The following is a 15,019-nucleotide window of genomic DNA, read 5'->3' as shown; positions in this document are numbered from 1 at the left end:
CTCCTGGGAGGGGCTAGGGGTGGGTTCCCCTACAATTTTGTATACCCTGCAACAAATTCCACCGTAGATCCAGAAGACCCGCGATGGTCAACTCGGGGACTCCTAGATGGCCAAGCGTACGCGAACCTGAATCAGACTTCAGTTTAACGTAATCCCTGAGTCAACTTAAGCGCTAATGGAGGAGGCGATCGCCGGTTCCGAGGACTCCGGTTGCACATCGCCCACCCAGTCGAGGAACTCCCGTTCAAAGGTCACCTGGGCGCGATTGGTGCGTCCTCCGAGATAGAGCGTGTCATCATCTCGCAACACCCAAATCTGGGAATGAGAGGCATAACTGAGGGCCGTACTCAACATTAACAGGGCAAACCCCAGATAGACGAGGGGAATCCCAGGGTCAGACTTGATTTGTAGCCCGGTTGCGCCGGTAATATCGAGTAACGAGAGATTCACCCCATTGACCTCGATCGCGTTCCCCACGCGCAACGAAGACACTAATTGTCCCGTTTGGTCATACACCAGGGCCGTTCCCTGAAGATCTCGGGCCAACAACGACACCCCTTCACTCATATCCGGCTTGGTGGGAATCCAGGTTCCCCAAATCCGTCCGCCGCCTTCGATGTCCAGTTTCTCCATGGGAAGTTGAAACACGGGACTGTTGTTGAGGCGAATCTTGACGTTGGCGATACTCCAATCCGTTTGATAGAAGACCACCCCGTTGTAGCGGAGAGGTTCATTAACATAGATGGTTTTGCGATCGCGTTCCTGGCCTTGGTCATCGACCACCGATAAGTCCGAGTAAAACTGATCAATGGCCCCGCTGGGGGTATAGTCGATCCAAAAGCGATTCACTTTCAGAGACCAACCCCGAAAGCGATCGGGAGACGACCAATCACCCGCTTCAACAAAATTCGTCACGTTTACCGTTTCGCCGCTGGGAATCATCTCCTGGGCCACCACTCCCGTCACCGAACCCACAATGGCCCCGCCGAGAATCAGCAACATACTCCCATGAACCACAATCGGGGCGATTCGTCCGACTAACCCTTTGCGGGCGTAGAGACTCTCGCCATCGCGAAAGACGCGATACTTGCGGTCTTCTAAGCTACGTTGCAGGGTTTCTAACTCGTCCGAGTCCTCCGAGGTGGATGAGGCTGACCGGGGTAGGGTTCCGGCCAGGGCCAGTTTTTTAAACTGACGGGGTTGGCGATAAAACTTCCAATTGCGGGCGGCGTTGAGGGCCGGAAGTTGGCGGGTGAAGGTACAGGCGGCCAAACTCGATCCAAATAGGACTAGCAACGCCAAAAACCACCAGGTTTTATAGACATCATCGAGACCGAGGGCCAGAAGAACCTTCCAACTGAGAAAGCCAAATAGGGCCGGGTCTTCGGGGTAGTTGGCTTGGTAAAAGGCGACGGATTCATGCTGTTCGATGACGGTTCCTAGGGTACTGGTGGCGGCGATCGCCAGCAAGAGAACGATCGCCAGCCGTAAGTTCGCTAAAATCGGCAACAACTCGCGACGGAACCAACGAAGGGGGGCAGGGGCAACGGATGAGGTCATGGGACAATCAAGAGTCAAGGAAGAGTGAACGGTGGCCCGAGGCTTGGCCCGAGGCTTGGCCAAAGACTTAGCCAGAAATTGGTGTAGCCGTTAACCTGTCGGCCTAGACCGTGGGGAGTAGGCGAAAGACTAGGGTAAAGACACCAAATCCCACCAGTAACGCGCCACTGGCGGGGGTGATCCAACCGGACCAACGACGCAGGGACAAGAGTTTGTCGAGACTGGCGGCAAAGGTTCCGGCCAGAATCAGGGGGGCCACATAACCTATGGTATAGGCTAACAGGAGACCACTGCCCAGCAGAGGCTTACCCGTCGCCGAGACCCAAGCCAGCAGCGTGGCCAAGACGGGGGTACTACAGGGCGAGGCGACTAAACCAAAGGTCACGCCCAAGAGATACGATCGCAGCCCGTGAGGCCAACTCTCGGAAATCCAACTCATGCCCTCAATGGAGGGGAGTTGTAGCGGTAAGGCGTTGAGGAGATTGAGGCCCATCAAGATGGCGATCGCCGCCACCAGAATCGGCAGTCCTTGCCCCACCTGGCCATAGACTCGTCCCAATAGGGCCGCCCCCAAGCCTAAGGCGGCCAGAGTCGTCGCTAAGCCAAGGGAAAACCAGAGGGATTGACGGGCGCCCTGTCCGGGACTTTTGGATTCATAGCCGCCAATGTAGCCCAGGGTAATGGGCAACATCGACAGGGTACAGGGGGTAAGACTCGTTAGAAGTCCCGCCACGAGGACCACCACCACGGTCAAGAGATTGAGATGGGTCAGTTGGTCACTGACGAGATGGTCGGCAAACTGTTGTAGGTCATACAGGAGTGTCATGGTTACCCGTTCGTTGTGTCTAGTTAAGCGTTGCGATATTTATGAAATTAGTCATATAGGTTAGGACGCTTATAGTTCTTGTAATGTATATATAGTAAGAGTTTTAAAATAAAAACTGTCTATTGTTCATTGTCTATCCTCTAGGATTGGGGCAACCGACAGGGGATGCCCCAGAAGCCGTCAAGGGAAACGTCCTAATGATCAACCACCTGGCCAATGAGTTGCATGACATCATCACGGCTAAGTTTCGGTTTGCCCAGGGCCAGGGTTTTCAGGGTTCCTTGGGCCAAAACTAAGGGAATGCGGCAGAAGTCTAAGGCGGGGCCTTTGGGGAGGGCGTTGGTATAACGTTTAGCAAATTCCAGGTTATGACGGGCATAGGCCTGCATTTGGGCCGCCGTCCAGCCTTCGGGGAAAAAGTCCACACCTCTAGCCTTGTCTTCGCGATGATTGCGAAGAATGTTGACGGTTTGTAGGCCGCGTCCGAAGCCGATGGCCTCCATGCGACTGGTTTGGGTATTGTCATACCAGGCCCAGAGGTCTGATAACAGTAATCCTACCGCTCCGGCCACACTGAAGGTATAGCTGTCGAGGTCGGCGACGGTGTGAATCGTCCAGTTGCGATCGGCCCAGAATGCCATGCGATCGGCCATGGCGGCGGTCGCATCCCAAATCCGGGGGGCGATGCTATCTGGGGCCAGTTTAGCCCAATCACTGACTCGTAACGTCACTTCCGGCAGTTGGTCGTAACTGTCGCCCCAGTCGGGGGTGAATTGGTCATTCTCGCCGGTTCCCGTTTGCAATTGCTGAGATAGCGATCGCAGCAAGCGGGCTTTGCGTTCATTATCGAGATGAGGGTGATCTTCAATCTCGTCAATAGCCCGCATACAGAGATAAGCCGAGGTCACCGCTTCCTGAAGGTTTCCGGGAAGCTGGACAATCGGGATATAAAAGGTGCGGCTAGTCTGTTTGAGCACCTCTAACGCATCATGTTGCCAGTTCATCAGTTCAACTCCTCACATCAACTCGACCTCTAGCATATCCTTCTGATTGCGATTAGAGGAATTTATCTAAGACAGCGGCAAAAGAGACACAAGACGGCAGTGGGGGTCATGATTTAACCATCTAGCGGCGTCTCTAGGGAATAACCCGTGGTTTTCTCAACATAGTCGAGAACTTGCCGATAGGCGACAGGGTCGCTTTGGGCCGTTAGGACCAACGGCTGTTCACTCGGATGCCAATAGACCGTTAACCGAGTCCGTTTGTAAAGCGAGAAGCTACTGACTCGGTCGAGGTCAAGAACATGAATGTGTTTTCCCCCTTGTTCGTGAATTTTGATCCAGTACGCCACGCGCAACGCCTCCCGTCACCAGGGTCTCCCCGATCTCCTTTGAGGTTATAACACGTGTGCCGCTGACTCTAGGCTTTCGTCCTGGGGGTTGCCCTCAGACGACTCCATTGGTGTCACCGCCGCCGAGAGTCCCAAGGCCGCCCGCACAAATCCTTCCATCAGAGGATGGGGATGGTTGGGACGAGATTCAAACTCGGGGTGGAACTGGGTGGCGACGAAGAAGGGATGATTGGGCATTTCGATGATTTCGACGAGGCGGCCATCGGGGGAGGTTCCACTGATGGCATAGCCGGTTTCGAGGAACAAACTGCGATAGGCGTTGTTGAACTCGTAACGGTGGCGATGGCGTTCGTAGACGACTTCCTGGTTGTAACTAGCAAAGGTGCGGGTTCCTTCGGTTAGGCGGCAGGGATAGAGGCCCAGACGCATGGTTCCCCCTAAATCCACCACATCTTCTTGTTCGGGAAGTAGGCTAATGACGGCGTTGTTGGTGTGACGGTCAAATTCGGAACTGTTGGCATCGTCGAGATGGGCCACATGACGCGCCCATTCAATGACGGCACATTGCATTCCCAGACAGAGGCCGAGGAAGGGAATTTGGTGTTCTCGGGCATAGCGAATGGCGTTGATTTTGCCGTCAACGCCGCGACTGCCGAAGCCTCCGGGGACAACGATTCCGGCCACTCCTTTGAGTTGGTCGCCGTCGGGGAATTGTTCTAAGTCTTCGGAGTTCACCCAACGCAGTTTGAGTTGACTGCCACATTGAACCGTGGCGTGGGTGAGGGCTTCGACGACGGAGAGATAGGCGTCGGAGAGTTGGATATATTTGCCGACGATGGCGATTTCGAGTTCCCGTTCTGGGTTCTTCATGCGATCGATCAGGGTTCGCCAGCCCTCGAGGTCGGGATCTCGCTGTTCGAGATGGAGACAGTCAAGGACGGACTGGGCGAGGCCTTCTTGTTCGAGGACGAGAGGCACTTCGTAGATGCTGCCGGCATCAGGGGCGGTGATGACCCGCGTCATGGGAACGTCACAAAACTCGGAGAGTTTTTCTTTGAGACCTTCGCTGAGGGGACGTTCGCAGCGACAGACTAACATATCCGGTTGAATCCCAATCGATCGCAGTTCTTTGACGGAATGCTGAGTCGGTTTGGTTTTCATTTCCCCGGCGGCCCGCAGCCAAGGCATCAGGGTGACATGGACATACATGATGTTCTCTCGGCCGACGTCTTTACGAAATTGCCGGATGGCTTCGAGGAAGGGCAGGGATTCGATGTCGCCCACGGTTCCGCCGATTTCAGCGATGACGATATCGGGGTTGGTGTTGCGGGCGACGCGACGGATGCGAGAACGAATTTCGCCGGTAATGTGGGGGATGACTTGGACGGTTCCCCCTTCGTAGTCGCCCCGTCGTTCCTTGTTGATGACGGATTGGTAAATCGACCCGGTCGTAACGCTGTTGAGGCGAGACATGGAGGTGTCGGTGAAGCGTTCGTAATGGCCCAGGTCGAGGTCGGTTTCGGCCCCGTCTTGGGTGACGAAAACTTCCCCATGTTGGAAGGGACTCATGGTTCCCGGATCGACGTTAATATAAGGGTCGAGCTTGAGGATGGAGACGGAGTAGTTTCGGGACTTGAGTAAACGCCCTAAACTGGCGGCGACGATACCTTTGCCAATGCTGGAGACGACGCCGCCGGTGATGAAGATAAATTTGGTCATGGAAATGGTGCGATCGGTAAACCCTGGGTTCATTTTGCCATAGTCGGGGAAGGGCCGGGGTGGGCGATCGCCTATCGGTTGCCCCGGAATCGCTGAGTTGGACTATCTTAGGAGATGTTGATGGTCGGGGAATTTTGGCTATGGCTTCTGAACAGACGTCTGAACAGACAACGAAAGCAACGACGCTTTGGGACCGCTTTTTGGCTTCGGCGTTAGACCCGCTGTTGGACCGCGAGGCCATGAAACGCCAGTTTGAACGGATTGATTGGCAGATGGAGGGCGATCGCCTCGCCACGCCGGGACTGGTCTATCCTGAGTATTATCGCTCTGGGAATTTTCATGGGGTTGAGGGCGGTTATCTCAGTCCGGGGGCGGCGGTGTCTTATGATCCGATTACTCGCTATGTGTTGCCCCCCAATGAGGACTGGGTACGGGAGGGGGTGATTCAGTCGCTGCGATCGCAACCCCGGCGTATTCTCGATTTAGGCTGTGGAACCGGGTCAACGACGTTAGTGTTGAAACGAACATTCCCCGAAGCGACGGTGGTGGGGTTAGATTTATCGCCCTATATGCTCGTGATGGCCCAGTATAAGGCCACGGCTGAGGGTCTGAAGCTGGACTGGCGACATGGCAAGGCGGAGGAGACGGGATTTGAGGAGAATAGCTTTGATGTGATTTCTCTGTCGTTGCTGTTCCATGAAACGCCGCCAGCGGTGAGTCAGGCAATTCTACGGGAATGTTTCCGCCTGTTGCGAGTTGGCGGCGAGGTGATTGTTCTCGATGGGAATCAAGAGAGTTTACGGCAAACTCCCTGGTTGATGGAGGTGTTTGAGGAACCTTATATTGCTGAGTATGCCCAGGGAGATGTGGCGGCCTGGATGCAGCAAGCGGGATTCGCTAACGTAGAAACACGAACGCATTGGTGGATTCATCAAGTCACCCGAGGCGTGAAGCCGCTACCGGGCCAGGAATGGGTCACAGATGAGTCTCTCGGTGAAGGGGAGATGGCTTTTGCTTAGGTGTGATGCGGGTGTGATATGTGCGGGGGTACACCTCTGGGTTTGCCCCCTGGGGGTTCTGTGATGGAGTAAACGTGACGATGTTAAAAGCGGTTATTTTTGATTTTAATGGCATCATTATTAATGATGAGGCAATTCATCTGGAGTTGATTGCTCAGTTGCTGTTGTCGGAGAATTTACGACCGGATAAAAGTGAGATTCAAGAGGTTTGTTTAGGACGCAGCGATCGCGCCGGGTTGCAGGCGTTATGGGAGCGTCAGGGACGGGTGTTAACGCCGGAATCGTTGCAGGGGTTAATGGAGAAGAAATCTCAGGGATACCGCCAAGAAATTGAGGCATTAGATGAGTTGCCAATTTATACTGGTTTAGTGGATTTTATTTTAAAACTACGGCTGAAAAATTTACATTTAGCCCTGGTGAGTGGGGCGTTGCGGCAAGAAGTCGAACCCGTGTTACGTCAGATTGAACTCTTATCTCAGTTTCCAGTCCGGGTGACGGGGGATGATACGGCTTCGAGTAAACCGGACCCTGAGGGCTATTTGTTGGCGGTACACCAGTTAAATGAGCAACATCCTGAGTTAGCGTTAACCCCCCAGGAGTGTTTAGCCATTGAAGACAGTCCCGCCGGGATTGAGGCGGCCAGACGAGCCGGAATGCAGGTGGTGGGGGTGGCCAATACCTATCCGGTGCATATGTTGCAGCGACGAGCGGACTGGGTGGTGGATGCGTTGGGGGAGTTGGAGTTAGACCGGGTTCAGGCGGCGTTTAACCCCACGCCAGCGGTGAGTCTCTGAGGTCTTGACATTCAACCCATATCGTGCTACGGTCGATAACTACAATTGGGGGAATTAGCTCAGCTGGTAGAGCGCTGCGATCGCACCGCAGAGGTCAGGGGTTCGAATCCCCTATTCTCCATTCACAGGGTTCGGGTTTTTGGGAGACCGTCAACTGCCGATTGTTCCACGCCAACATCCCTATCCCCCATCCATCACCCCAGCAATCAACTTCCAACAAGGGGCATCTCCCTGCCAATTCGGGGGAACCCAGGGCATCCCCAAACTCACCGTCACCAAACAATGATGACTCGGTTCATAGCCCCAATCGAGCCGTTTCACCAACTCCGGGTCCGTAATTCGTCCCTGCAATCGCCGTCCTCCCGTCGTCACTAAGTCACCCTTCCATTGATGACCCCCTTGTTGGCGAACCCGAGCCACAGTTGTCGTAAACTGTTGCGTCTCCACTAACTGCAAGGTGCGTCGTTGCTGAAACGGTAACGCTTGAAGCTGAGGAATCGTCACGTAGGCTCGTGTATTATGCAAAATCTCAGTCTCCGTCTCACAATAGGGCAACATTGCCTCTACAGTCACCGTTCCCAACTTCCGCCAGGTTCCCGGCAAAATCCGTCGGTTCTCCGACGCGAAACCAAAATCCGGCCCCGTTTCCGCTAAGGGAATCTCCCAAACCTCTAGGAGTTTAATCTCTTTGACCCGAATCGAGCCGACTCGCTGGGGAATGCGACCATCCTCTAGGTCAGAAACCGGTCGAATCCATTGCCCCGTCTCGGGATGTATCCCCGCTAGACATCGTCCCTGATGTTTCCAAGAATTCGCAAGGCAAATGAGTGTTGTCATAGCCATCTAAGCCGAGTTTTACGTCTTCAAAGATGCTGAATGTCAACATTTCCCCACTGTTGATTGAGATATTCAGCCACTAACCGTCGATGACAATGATTGGGGCTGGCTTCACTACAGAGGAAACAGGCACCATCAATGAGATCGGGGGAAACTTTGTCTTCAATCTTCCGTTGGCGAATTAACTCTAAAAACTGCACTTCGTAGTGTTGCCAATCTCCTTTATTTTTCTTGTATTCGTCCACAATTTCTTTGGTGGGAGCGAGGTCTAGGAGATGGGCATAGTCAATATCGCAAATGGTGTTGAGGAAGTATTCTAAATCGGCTTTTTTGGCAAATCCCGCCAGTTGAGAAACGTTGTTTAGCCGGATATCTAAGAGTCGTTTTACACCGGCATTTTGCAAGGATTCAAAGAAGGTTTTTGCGCCTTTTTTGGTAAAACCAATGGTGAAGAGTTTAATGGAATCGTTCATGTTTGATGTCGCGATGAAGTTGACGGGTTTACAAATGGACTGAAACGAGAGTTTGGCGAGTCTTCAGGAAATCGGCTGTAATTTGGACCAATAATTTGTTGCCTTGGATACCAACCTGTCGGGTAACCCACCCCTAGCCCCTCCCAGGAGGGGATTTTTTGGATTTTTCGCCCCGACGGCAAAGGGTTTAATCTGCTATGATTTTTTCTGATAACCCTAAAACCTAAAGATCCATGTTTTCCGGGTTTATTTTTCAACATAGGCAATTTCATCTCCTTGACGTTCATAAGCTTGTTTTAAACAGTCCTCTCGACTGGGGAGCGTCTCCTCGGGACTGGCAAAAAGAGACAATTGAACCGCAGGATTGGCCTGACTCGTCACCGCCTGAAATCCCTGTTTAATCAGGAGTCGTTCTTCTAACTGATGCTGGGATTCTAACTCGCCAGTTTGTAAGATGTGATGAACGTTGATTTGAGGATTCACCTGTTTGGCGTGACGACAGACGAGGATGGCCCGATGACAGGTGAGTGGGTCTTTTTCGGCGCACATCACGGCGATACGATGGGTTTTCAACCCCGTGATGAGTCGCTTTAATCCTTGCTGAAACTCCTCGGTCGCCGCAATTTTTTCATATGGGGCTTTTTTGCCCACATAACAGGCTAAATTGTCAGGTCTGGCCCCGAGTTGTTTGCCTAAAAAGACATAATGAATCCCCGCATTGGTTAGGGATAACTTGAGATTCTCTTGATTAAAGTGGGGCAAGAAACGGCTATAGGGAGCCGATCGCACATCAGCAAGGGCAGTAATCTGGTGCTGTTTGAGGAGATGCAGAAATGCCTCAATGCTGGAGTTGGAATGTCCGATACTGAAAAGTTCCATGGCTCGTCCGGGACGTGGATGTGGGGGATGTAGAACGAGGCTGTTGGCAGACAACCTAAGTCGTGGCTGAGAGTCATAATCAAGTATGAAAGATGACTTAGGGTCTGTCAATCGGTTACGGTCGTGGGATGGTGCAAGCCTTGCGATCGCGATCGGACTCCGGAAACTGCCAAGAATAGGCAAAATGACTCACTGAATTCACACTCGGGGCCACCTGACGAATGGCCGACATCTGAGTCTCCAGAGAAGGGCGATTGGTCACCGATTCTCCCCAAACCCCAGCCAAGGCCGGCACAACCCGAGTTTCCTCAGCCGCAAAGGCCATCACCCGTTCCATTTGGTCCGTTAAACAACTGGTATCGCCGCAAACCCCATATACCATAGGATGCCACTCCATCGAGGGTAAAAAGCGGTCCCAGGGCTGGAGACGGGAATCAAATCCTTGCTCCCCCACCGGCTGATTGCCATTGGGAAAAAACACCGCTCCCGAAGGGATATTATGAGGATTCACCTGCTCGACGGCGCGATGGACAAAATCGAGAATCCCTTGGACCGCGTGAGCCACACTCAAATTCCAGAGATAATTTTGTAGAGAAACCGCCGGACGACTGACGGCTTGCCAACGGGGTTGGTCTTCGTCAGAATGCTGTTGGCGAATTCGCTCGATGTCTCCCTCACTTAGAAAGCCTTGCTGTAAATAGCGGTCCAATAAACTGCGGGCAACATCATTACGAGCGCGGTCTAACAGAGCGTTGCGGGAGGCTTCCCCGTGAATCCACAGTTGTTGAACATTGCTGGCCACCGAATCACGGCCAGGGAGTCGAGGATAGCGTACATAATCAAATAAGACCCCGTCCGGTTGCCGCTCTAGGACAGCATGGAGGAGCCATTCATAGTCTCGTCGAGCTTCGGGACTGTAGGGGTCGATGAAGGTTTGAGAGGCGTAACTATGGAGTTCGCTGTCATAGGCCGTATCTTCTGAACGAGTGCGATTGAGGGTGGTTTCGTTGGCCCCATTGCGGGCGATGGCATTGACGCGATCGCCGCGTTGTCCGTAAGAATAGCCAAAATTCATCGTAAACAGCCAGGCATAGACCTTTAGTCCTCGTTCATGGCCTTTACGAATCACCTCCGCTAATAAGTCACGATCGCCCAACTGGGGCGATCGCACCACCGACGGCCACACCGTGGGATTATCATTCAGGGGCAACAACACCTGGCCATCGTAGAAAACTTCCACATAAATCTCGTTGTAGCCACGACTGACGATGCGATCGAGGACTTCATCTAACACCCCTGGATAGGCATCACAGGAGTAGAGTCGTAACCAGAGGGCTAAATTTTGCGGCCAATTGTCGCGGCGACAGTTCTCCAAATCCGTAGCGTGGAGTTGAATCTGTCGCTGATACTCCGCCTGGGCCTCAGCATCCCCCTGCAAGGCCGCTTGACGTAGGTTTTCTTTGGCCACAATCGCCTCCGCTGGGAGACGACAGGGATTTGAAGGGGCGAATTGGGCCGTTGCGGCTTCAGGAGAACTCAGCAACGGTGTCAGCCCCATCGACAACGCCATCGCCATCGAAGAAACCCGTCCCGACAGCCCACGGGAGAGCTGATAGAGCAAAAATCCCACAGCCGTCGAGGCGGTGGGCGATCCGGCAGAGAACGAGGCAACCATAGGGCCAATAGAGTGGAGGAAACAACTGTAATCCCAAATGCAGGCGATCGCGCCATGAATCCGTCAAAAACTGGGCGATCGCCCATCGAAGGGGTCACTACCGACCCCGTTGAACTGCCATTTCAACTTGTTTAAACTCTTGTTCCAAACGAGTTTTTAGCTTTTTCGACAGAGGACGATTACCATAGGAGCGATAATGACCCGCTAAAGCATCCAACGCCGTGTGCATCGTCGTAAACGACGGCAAACTGGCCACCGAGGAATCCCGGCGATAGAGGGAGAAAAAGTTATCAATACGGGTTTTCGCTTCCGCTTGGGCTTCCATTTTCTCAGGAGTTCCCTCCGGGAGTTCAATGGCTTCGCGCAAGCTACCCACCAAGTCCAGAGTATCTTGGCGATAATCTCCGGTTAAGTTAGACCCGGCTGAACAGCCGGTTAGTCCGACCACCACCACGAGTAAGAGTGCCAAGAGGCGTGAGACCAATCGATTCATAAAACTAAGTTACCGAGCAATAGATGGATGTCAATCTTTCCAATCCTACCGTGATATTGCCCCAGCATCTTGAGCGGGATCACCTTCACCGCTTCCCCGCGTCAATGGCATAATGCCCAAAAGATGATTCACTGATTACCCATCTCACCGTAAGCTCACCGTAACTTGCCATGACTAACCCCACCTTCACCGGCCTCGCCGTGGCCGCCCTAGTTCTGCTCGCCCTCGTCACCGGCGGTATTGCCTACCTCACCTTTGCCGAATGGCGCGATCGCCGTCGCCAAGATCGCGAAAAACGAGAACAACGCTAGACCCGACCCCAAAATAACCAGCAACCTCATCCCCTGTGCTATATTGGTTTATTGCTGAGTTAACCGAGCCTCTAAACCTATCTTATGTCTCTGACCCAAACCGAAAAACAGGAAATCTTTTCCCAATACCAGACCCACGAAACCGATACGGGGTCAGCCGAAGTCCAAGTTGCCATGCTCACCGAGCGCATTAACCGCCTCAGTATGCACCTGCGCAGCAACAAAAAAGACTTCTCCTCCCAACGAGGACTGATGAAAATGATTAGTCAGCGAAAAAGTCTCCTCGGCTATATCCGCAAGAGAAGCGAAGAGGAGTATCGCAACCTGATCACTCGCCTCGGCATTCGCGGTTAAACCGCCTCAACCGAAGTCTGATCCACCCCAGTCCGATCCACTGTCTCCGTTGCCGTCACCCTCAACCTCACCATGGCTTCCGACTCCTCGCGCGATCGCCTGCCCTTTGAACCGGCGAAAAAGCGTAAAAAAGACAAAGCCCCCAAATCAGCCCCAGCCGCCGATTCGGGGGCGGATCGTTCTGAATCCGCCAAACCCTCATCGGCTAAGGCCTCTCCTAAGGCCTCTTCCAAAGCCAAAAACGCCCCCAAACCCAGCGCCTCCCCTTCAGGCCAGCCTCAAAAAGCCCCCATCCCCGAATCCGTCAGTCGGCGCATGATCACGCGCATGGCCCTGTTTAGCGGAACCCCCACCAGTCTAGGAGTACTGAGTCTAGTGGGGAGTTACTTCATCATTCAAAAAGAGTGGTTTCCCCTCCCCAGCATTGCCGTCTTACTCGTCAGTAGCGGACTCTTTGGCTTAGGAGTTCTCGGACTAAGTTACGGACTCCTCTCCGCCTCCTGGGATGAAGCCGATCCCGGCAGTAAACTGGGGTGGCGCGAATTCCAAACCAACTTTGGACGAATGCGACAAGCCTGGAAAAAAGAATAGGCGACACCAACGAATCACTAACGAATCGTGAATGGCATTAGGAGGCGAGTCTGTCGGACTGGCCTCCTCTTTTTTGGCAACTACCATACTTTTATTCATTTGTCAACAAACTGAGTCCTGGGAAAATCTGGAGTAGGTTCACTAGAATGGGAAAAGAACCGTCGCCCGATAGAACCGGATGCCAAAGCAGCCGATCGCCTAAGCTAACAAATTTTTCAAGTGTCAACCGTCAATACCGTGAATCGCTAACAAGCCCGTTAACAGGCTTGTCAACAAGCCGCGATTAACTGTTACCCGTCGTATTAAAGGAGAAAATCTGAATGATCATCGTCATGAAAGTGGGGACCCCCCAAGACGAAGTCGATCGCCTCAACGAAGAGATGTCCTCACGGGGACTAACCCCCGAAACCATCTTCGGACGCTACAAAGTCGTCATCGGCCTAGTAGGAGACACCGCCGAACTCGATCCCTTGCAACTGCAAGAGATCAGCCCTTGGATTGAACAAGTCCTGCGCGTCGAAGAACCCTTCAAACGGGCCAGCCGCCAATTCCGTCACGGCGAACCCAGCGACATTTCCGTCACCACCCCCGAGGGACCCGTCCTCTTCGGAGAACATCAACCCGTCGTCACCATCGCCGGTCCCTGTTCCGTCGAAAGCGAAGAGATGATCGTGCAAACCGCCCTAAACGTCAAAGCCGCCGGGGCCAAATTCCTGCGCGGTGGGGCCTACAAACCGCGCACCTCTCCCTACGCCTTCCAAGGTCATGGCGAAAGCGCCCTCGGACTCCTAGCCGCCGCCCGAGAACAATCGGGACTGGGAATTATCACCGAAGTCATGGATGCCGATGACATCGAGAAAATCGCCGAAGTGGCCGATGTCCTGCAAGTAGGGGCGCGGAACATGCAGAACTTTGCCCTCCTGAAAAAAATCGGCGCCCAAGACAAACCCGTTCTCCTCAAACGAGGCATTTCCGCCACCATCGAAGAATGGCTGATGGCCGCTGAATACATCCTCGCCGCCGGGAATCCCAACGTGATTCTCTGCGAACGAGGCATTCGCACCTTCGATCGCCGCTACACCCGTAACACCCTCGATCTCTCAGTCCTCCCCGTGTTACGGACCCTAACCCATCTCCCCATCACCATCGATCCCAGCCACGGAACCGGTTGGGCGCATCTCGTCCCGGCCATGGCCAAAGCCGCCGTCGCCGCCGGAACCGATGCCCTCATGGTTGAAGTTCACCCCAACCCCCAAAAAGCCCTCTCCGATGGCGCCCAATCCCTAACCCCAGAGGAATTTGAAGACCTGATGACAGAACTGGCCGTCATCGGGAATGCCGTCGGACGTTGGGAAAAACAACCGGCACTCGTTTAATTCCCCTACCAGGGTAAAACCTCACCATTGGCGTGCCAAAAGGTTCCCGTCGTCTCTAAGGTGAGGTCATCAATCCGCTGCAACAAGCCCCCAACGGACTCCGCTGGGGGTATTCCTGTGTGATGGGTCATGGGGGTACTGACGAGGCCCGGATGCAGAATGGCCACAGCAATGCCTCGGGGTTTCAGGTCATGGGAGAGAGACTTACCCGCCATCGACATGGCGACTTTGGACATCCGATAACCATAGGACCCACCCGAAGTGTTATCCTCAATCGATCCCATGCGACTGGTCATGAGAATCAGTTTTGACCCTTGAGAGAGATTGGGCAACAGGGCCGCAGTGACGCGCAACGTGCCGATCGCATTGACTTCAAACTGGCGGCGAATCCCGTCAAAATCTAGGTGTTCGAGAGGAATCGACTGCAAAATCCCAGCATTATTGATGAGAACATCGAGAGGTTTCCCATCTAAGCGAGAGACGAGATCGGCCACCGCCGCGTCAGAGGTAATATCAATGCCCGTTTCGACGCGAACCCCCAATTGGTCTAATTCTGGGGAACTCGAACGACAGACGGCAATCACCTCATCGCCCCGTTGTTTCAGTTGTCGGCAGTATTCACGACCAATGCCGCCATTGGCCCCTGTAATGAGATAGGTTGCCATAATTGTGAGTTTAACTCCCGGTTGAACGGTTTTCTGGATCTAGTTTAGGAAATTGCCACCCAGTTCTACTATGGTGGCATCGACTATGGCGGCAAC

Annotated in this window: 17 protein-coding genes and 1 tRNA gene; 7 read left to right on the top strand and 11 right to left on the bottom strand. The window is 53.6% G+C overall.

Features of this window, described 5'->3' with window-relative positions; translation table 11 throughout:
- Nucleotides 1-165 precede the first annotated feature (165 nt).
- The 5 genes from R6U67_RS18115 to R6U67_RS18095 all read right to left on the bottom strand — a co-directional run bounded on the left by R6U67_RS18115 (nt 166) and on the right by R6U67_RS18095 (nt 5,456).
- On the bottom strand, nt 166-1,560 hold the full coding sequence (locus tag R6U67_RS18115; protein WP_410253840.1) for a cytochrome c biogenesis protein: 1,395 nt from the start codon (nt 1,558-1,560) through the stop codon (nt 166-168).
- A gap of 103 nt (nt 1,561-1,663) precedes the next feature.
- Nucleotides 1,664-2,386, bottom strand: coding sequence for a cytochrome c biogenesis protein CcdA (locus R6U67_RS18110; RefSeq protein ID WP_410253839.1), 723 nt, complete (start codon nt 2,384-2,386; stop codon nt 1,664-1,666).
- A 194-nt stretch (nt 2,387-2,580) separates the two neighbouring features.
- The gene (locus tag R6U67_RS18105; RefSeq protein ID WP_410253838.1) at nt 2,581-3,390 is read right to left on the bottom strand and encodes a squalene/phytoene synthase family protein; all 810 of its coding nucleotides are present in this window, start codon (nt 3,388-3,390) and stop codon (nt 2,581-2,583) included.
- Between the two features lie 113 nt (nt 3,391-3,503).
- Nucleotides 3,504-3,737, bottom strand: coding sequence for a hypothetical protein (locus R6U67_RS18100; protein WP_410253837.1), 234 nt, complete (start codon nt 3,735-3,737; stop codon nt 3,504-3,506).
- A gap of 45 nt (nt 3,738-3,782) precedes the next feature.
- Nucleotides 3,783-5,456, bottom strand: a complete 1,674-nt coding sequence (locus tag R6U67_RS18095; RefSeq protein ID WP_410253842.1) for a CTP synthase — start codon at nt 5,454-5,456, stop codon at nt 3,783-3,785.
- 140 nt (nt 5,457-5,596) lie between these two features.
- Between R6U67_RS18095 and R6U67_RS18090 the strand changes: the two genes are divergently transcribed.
- From R6U67_RS18090 to R6U67_RS18080, 3 genes are all read left to right on the top strand, one after another.
- Complete coding sequence (locus tag R6U67_RS18090; protein ID WP_410253836.1) at nt 5,597-6,475, top strand: class I SAM-dependent methyltransferase; 879 nt, start codon at nt 5,597-5,599, stop codon at nt 6,473-6,475.
- A gap of 80 nt (nt 6,476-6,555) precedes the next feature.
- Nucleotides 6,556-7,269 (top strand): HAD family hydrolase, encoded by a 714-nt coding sequence (locus R6U67_RS18085; protein WP_410253835.1) that lies wholly within the window; start codon nt 6,556-6,558, stop codon nt 7,267-7,269.
- Nucleotides 7,270-7,317: 48 nt separating this feature from the next.
- Nucleotides 7,318-7,390: transfer RNA gene (locus R6U67_RS18080), tRNA-Ala, on the top strand.
- A 59-nt stretch (nt 7,391-7,449) separates the two neighbouring features.
- Here the strand turns inward: R6U67_RS18080 and R6U67_RS18075 are convergent.
- The 5 genes from R6U67_RS18075 to psb27 form a co-directional block, all read right to left on the bottom strand.
- Nucleotides 7,450-8,106 (bottom strand): dual OB domain-containing protein, encoded by a 657-nt coding sequence (locus tag R6U67_RS18075; protein ID WP_410253834.1) that lies wholly within the window; start codon nt 8,104-8,106, stop codon nt 7,450-7,452.
- A 26-nt stretch (nt 8,107-8,132) separates the two neighbouring features.
- Nucleotides 8,133-8,579, bottom strand: coding sequence for a DUF488 family protein (locus tag R6U67_RS18070; protein ID WP_087706741.1), 447 nt, complete (start codon nt 8,577-8,579; stop codon nt 8,133-8,135).
- A 246-nt stretch (nt 8,580-8,825) separates the two neighbouring features.
- Nucleotides 8,826-9,458, bottom strand: coding sequence for a DUF488 family protein (locus R6U67_RS18065; RefSeq protein ID WP_410253833.1), 633 nt, complete (start codon nt 9,456-9,458; stop codon nt 8,826-8,828).
- A gap of 115 nt (nt 9,459-9,573) precedes the next feature.
- Nucleotides 9,574-11,133, bottom strand: a complete 1,560-nt coding sequence (locus R6U67_RS18060; protein ID WP_410253832.1) for a family 10 glycosylhydrolase — start codon at nt 11,131-11,133, stop codon at nt 9,574-9,576.
- A gap of 97 nt (nt 11,134-11,230) precedes the next feature.
- Nucleotides 11,231-11,626, bottom strand: a complete 396-nt coding sequence (gene psb27 / locus R6U67_RS18055) for a photosystem II protein Psb27 (protein ID WP_410253831.1) — start codon at nt 11,624-11,626, stop codon at nt 11,231-11,233.
- 170 nt (nt 11,627-11,796) lie between these two features.
- Between psb27 and R6U67_RS18050 the strand changes: the two genes are divergently transcribed.
- The 4 genes from R6U67_RS18050 to aroF all read left to right on the top strand — a co-directional run bounded on the left by R6U67_RS18050 (nt 11,797) and on the right by aroF (nt 14,258).
- On the top strand, nt 11,797-11,937 hold the full coding sequence (locus R6U67_RS18050; RefSeq protein ID WP_087706733.1) for a hypothetical protein: 141 nt from the start codon (nt 11,797-11,799) through the stop codon (nt 11,935-11,937).
- 84 nt (nt 11,938-12,021) lie between these two features.
- Nucleotides 12,022-12,291 (top strand): 30S ribosomal protein S15, encoded by a 270-nt coding sequence (rpsO, locus tag R6U67_RS18045; protein WP_410253830.1) that lies wholly within the window; start codon nt 12,022-12,024, stop codon nt 12,289-12,291.
- A gap of 72 nt (nt 12,292-12,363) precedes the next feature.
- On the top strand, nt 12,364-12,882 hold the full coding sequence (locus R6U67_RS18040; RefSeq protein ID WP_410253829.1) for a photosystem II biosynthesis protein: 519 nt from the start codon (nt 12,364-12,366) through the stop codon (nt 12,880-12,882).
- Nucleotides 12,883-13,202: 320 nt separating this feature from the next.
- Entirely contained in the window at nt 13,203-14,258 is a 1,056-nt protein-coding gene (gene aroF / locus R6U67_RS18035; protein ID WP_410253828.1) for a 3-deoxy-7-phosphoheptulonate synthase, read from the top strand.
- 5 nt (nt 14,259-14,263) lie between these two features.
- Here the strand turns inward: aroF and R6U67_RS18030 are convergent, their stop codons facing one another.
- The gene (locus R6U67_RS18030; RefSeq protein ID WP_410253827.1) at nt 14,264-14,923 is read right to left on the bottom strand and encodes an SDR family oxidoreductase; all 660 of its coding nucleotides are present in this window, start codon (nt 14,921-14,923) and stop codon (nt 14,264-14,266) included.
- Nucleotides 14,924-15,019 lie beyond the last annotated feature (96 nt).

Origin of the sequence: Sodalinema sp., from assembly GCF_046483825.1 — a bacterium.
Lineage (GTDB): Bacteria > Cyanobacteriota > Cyanobacteriia > Cyanobacteriales > Geitlerinemataceae > Sodalinema.
This window is presented reverse-complemented; position numbering and strand designations above follow the sequence as displayed.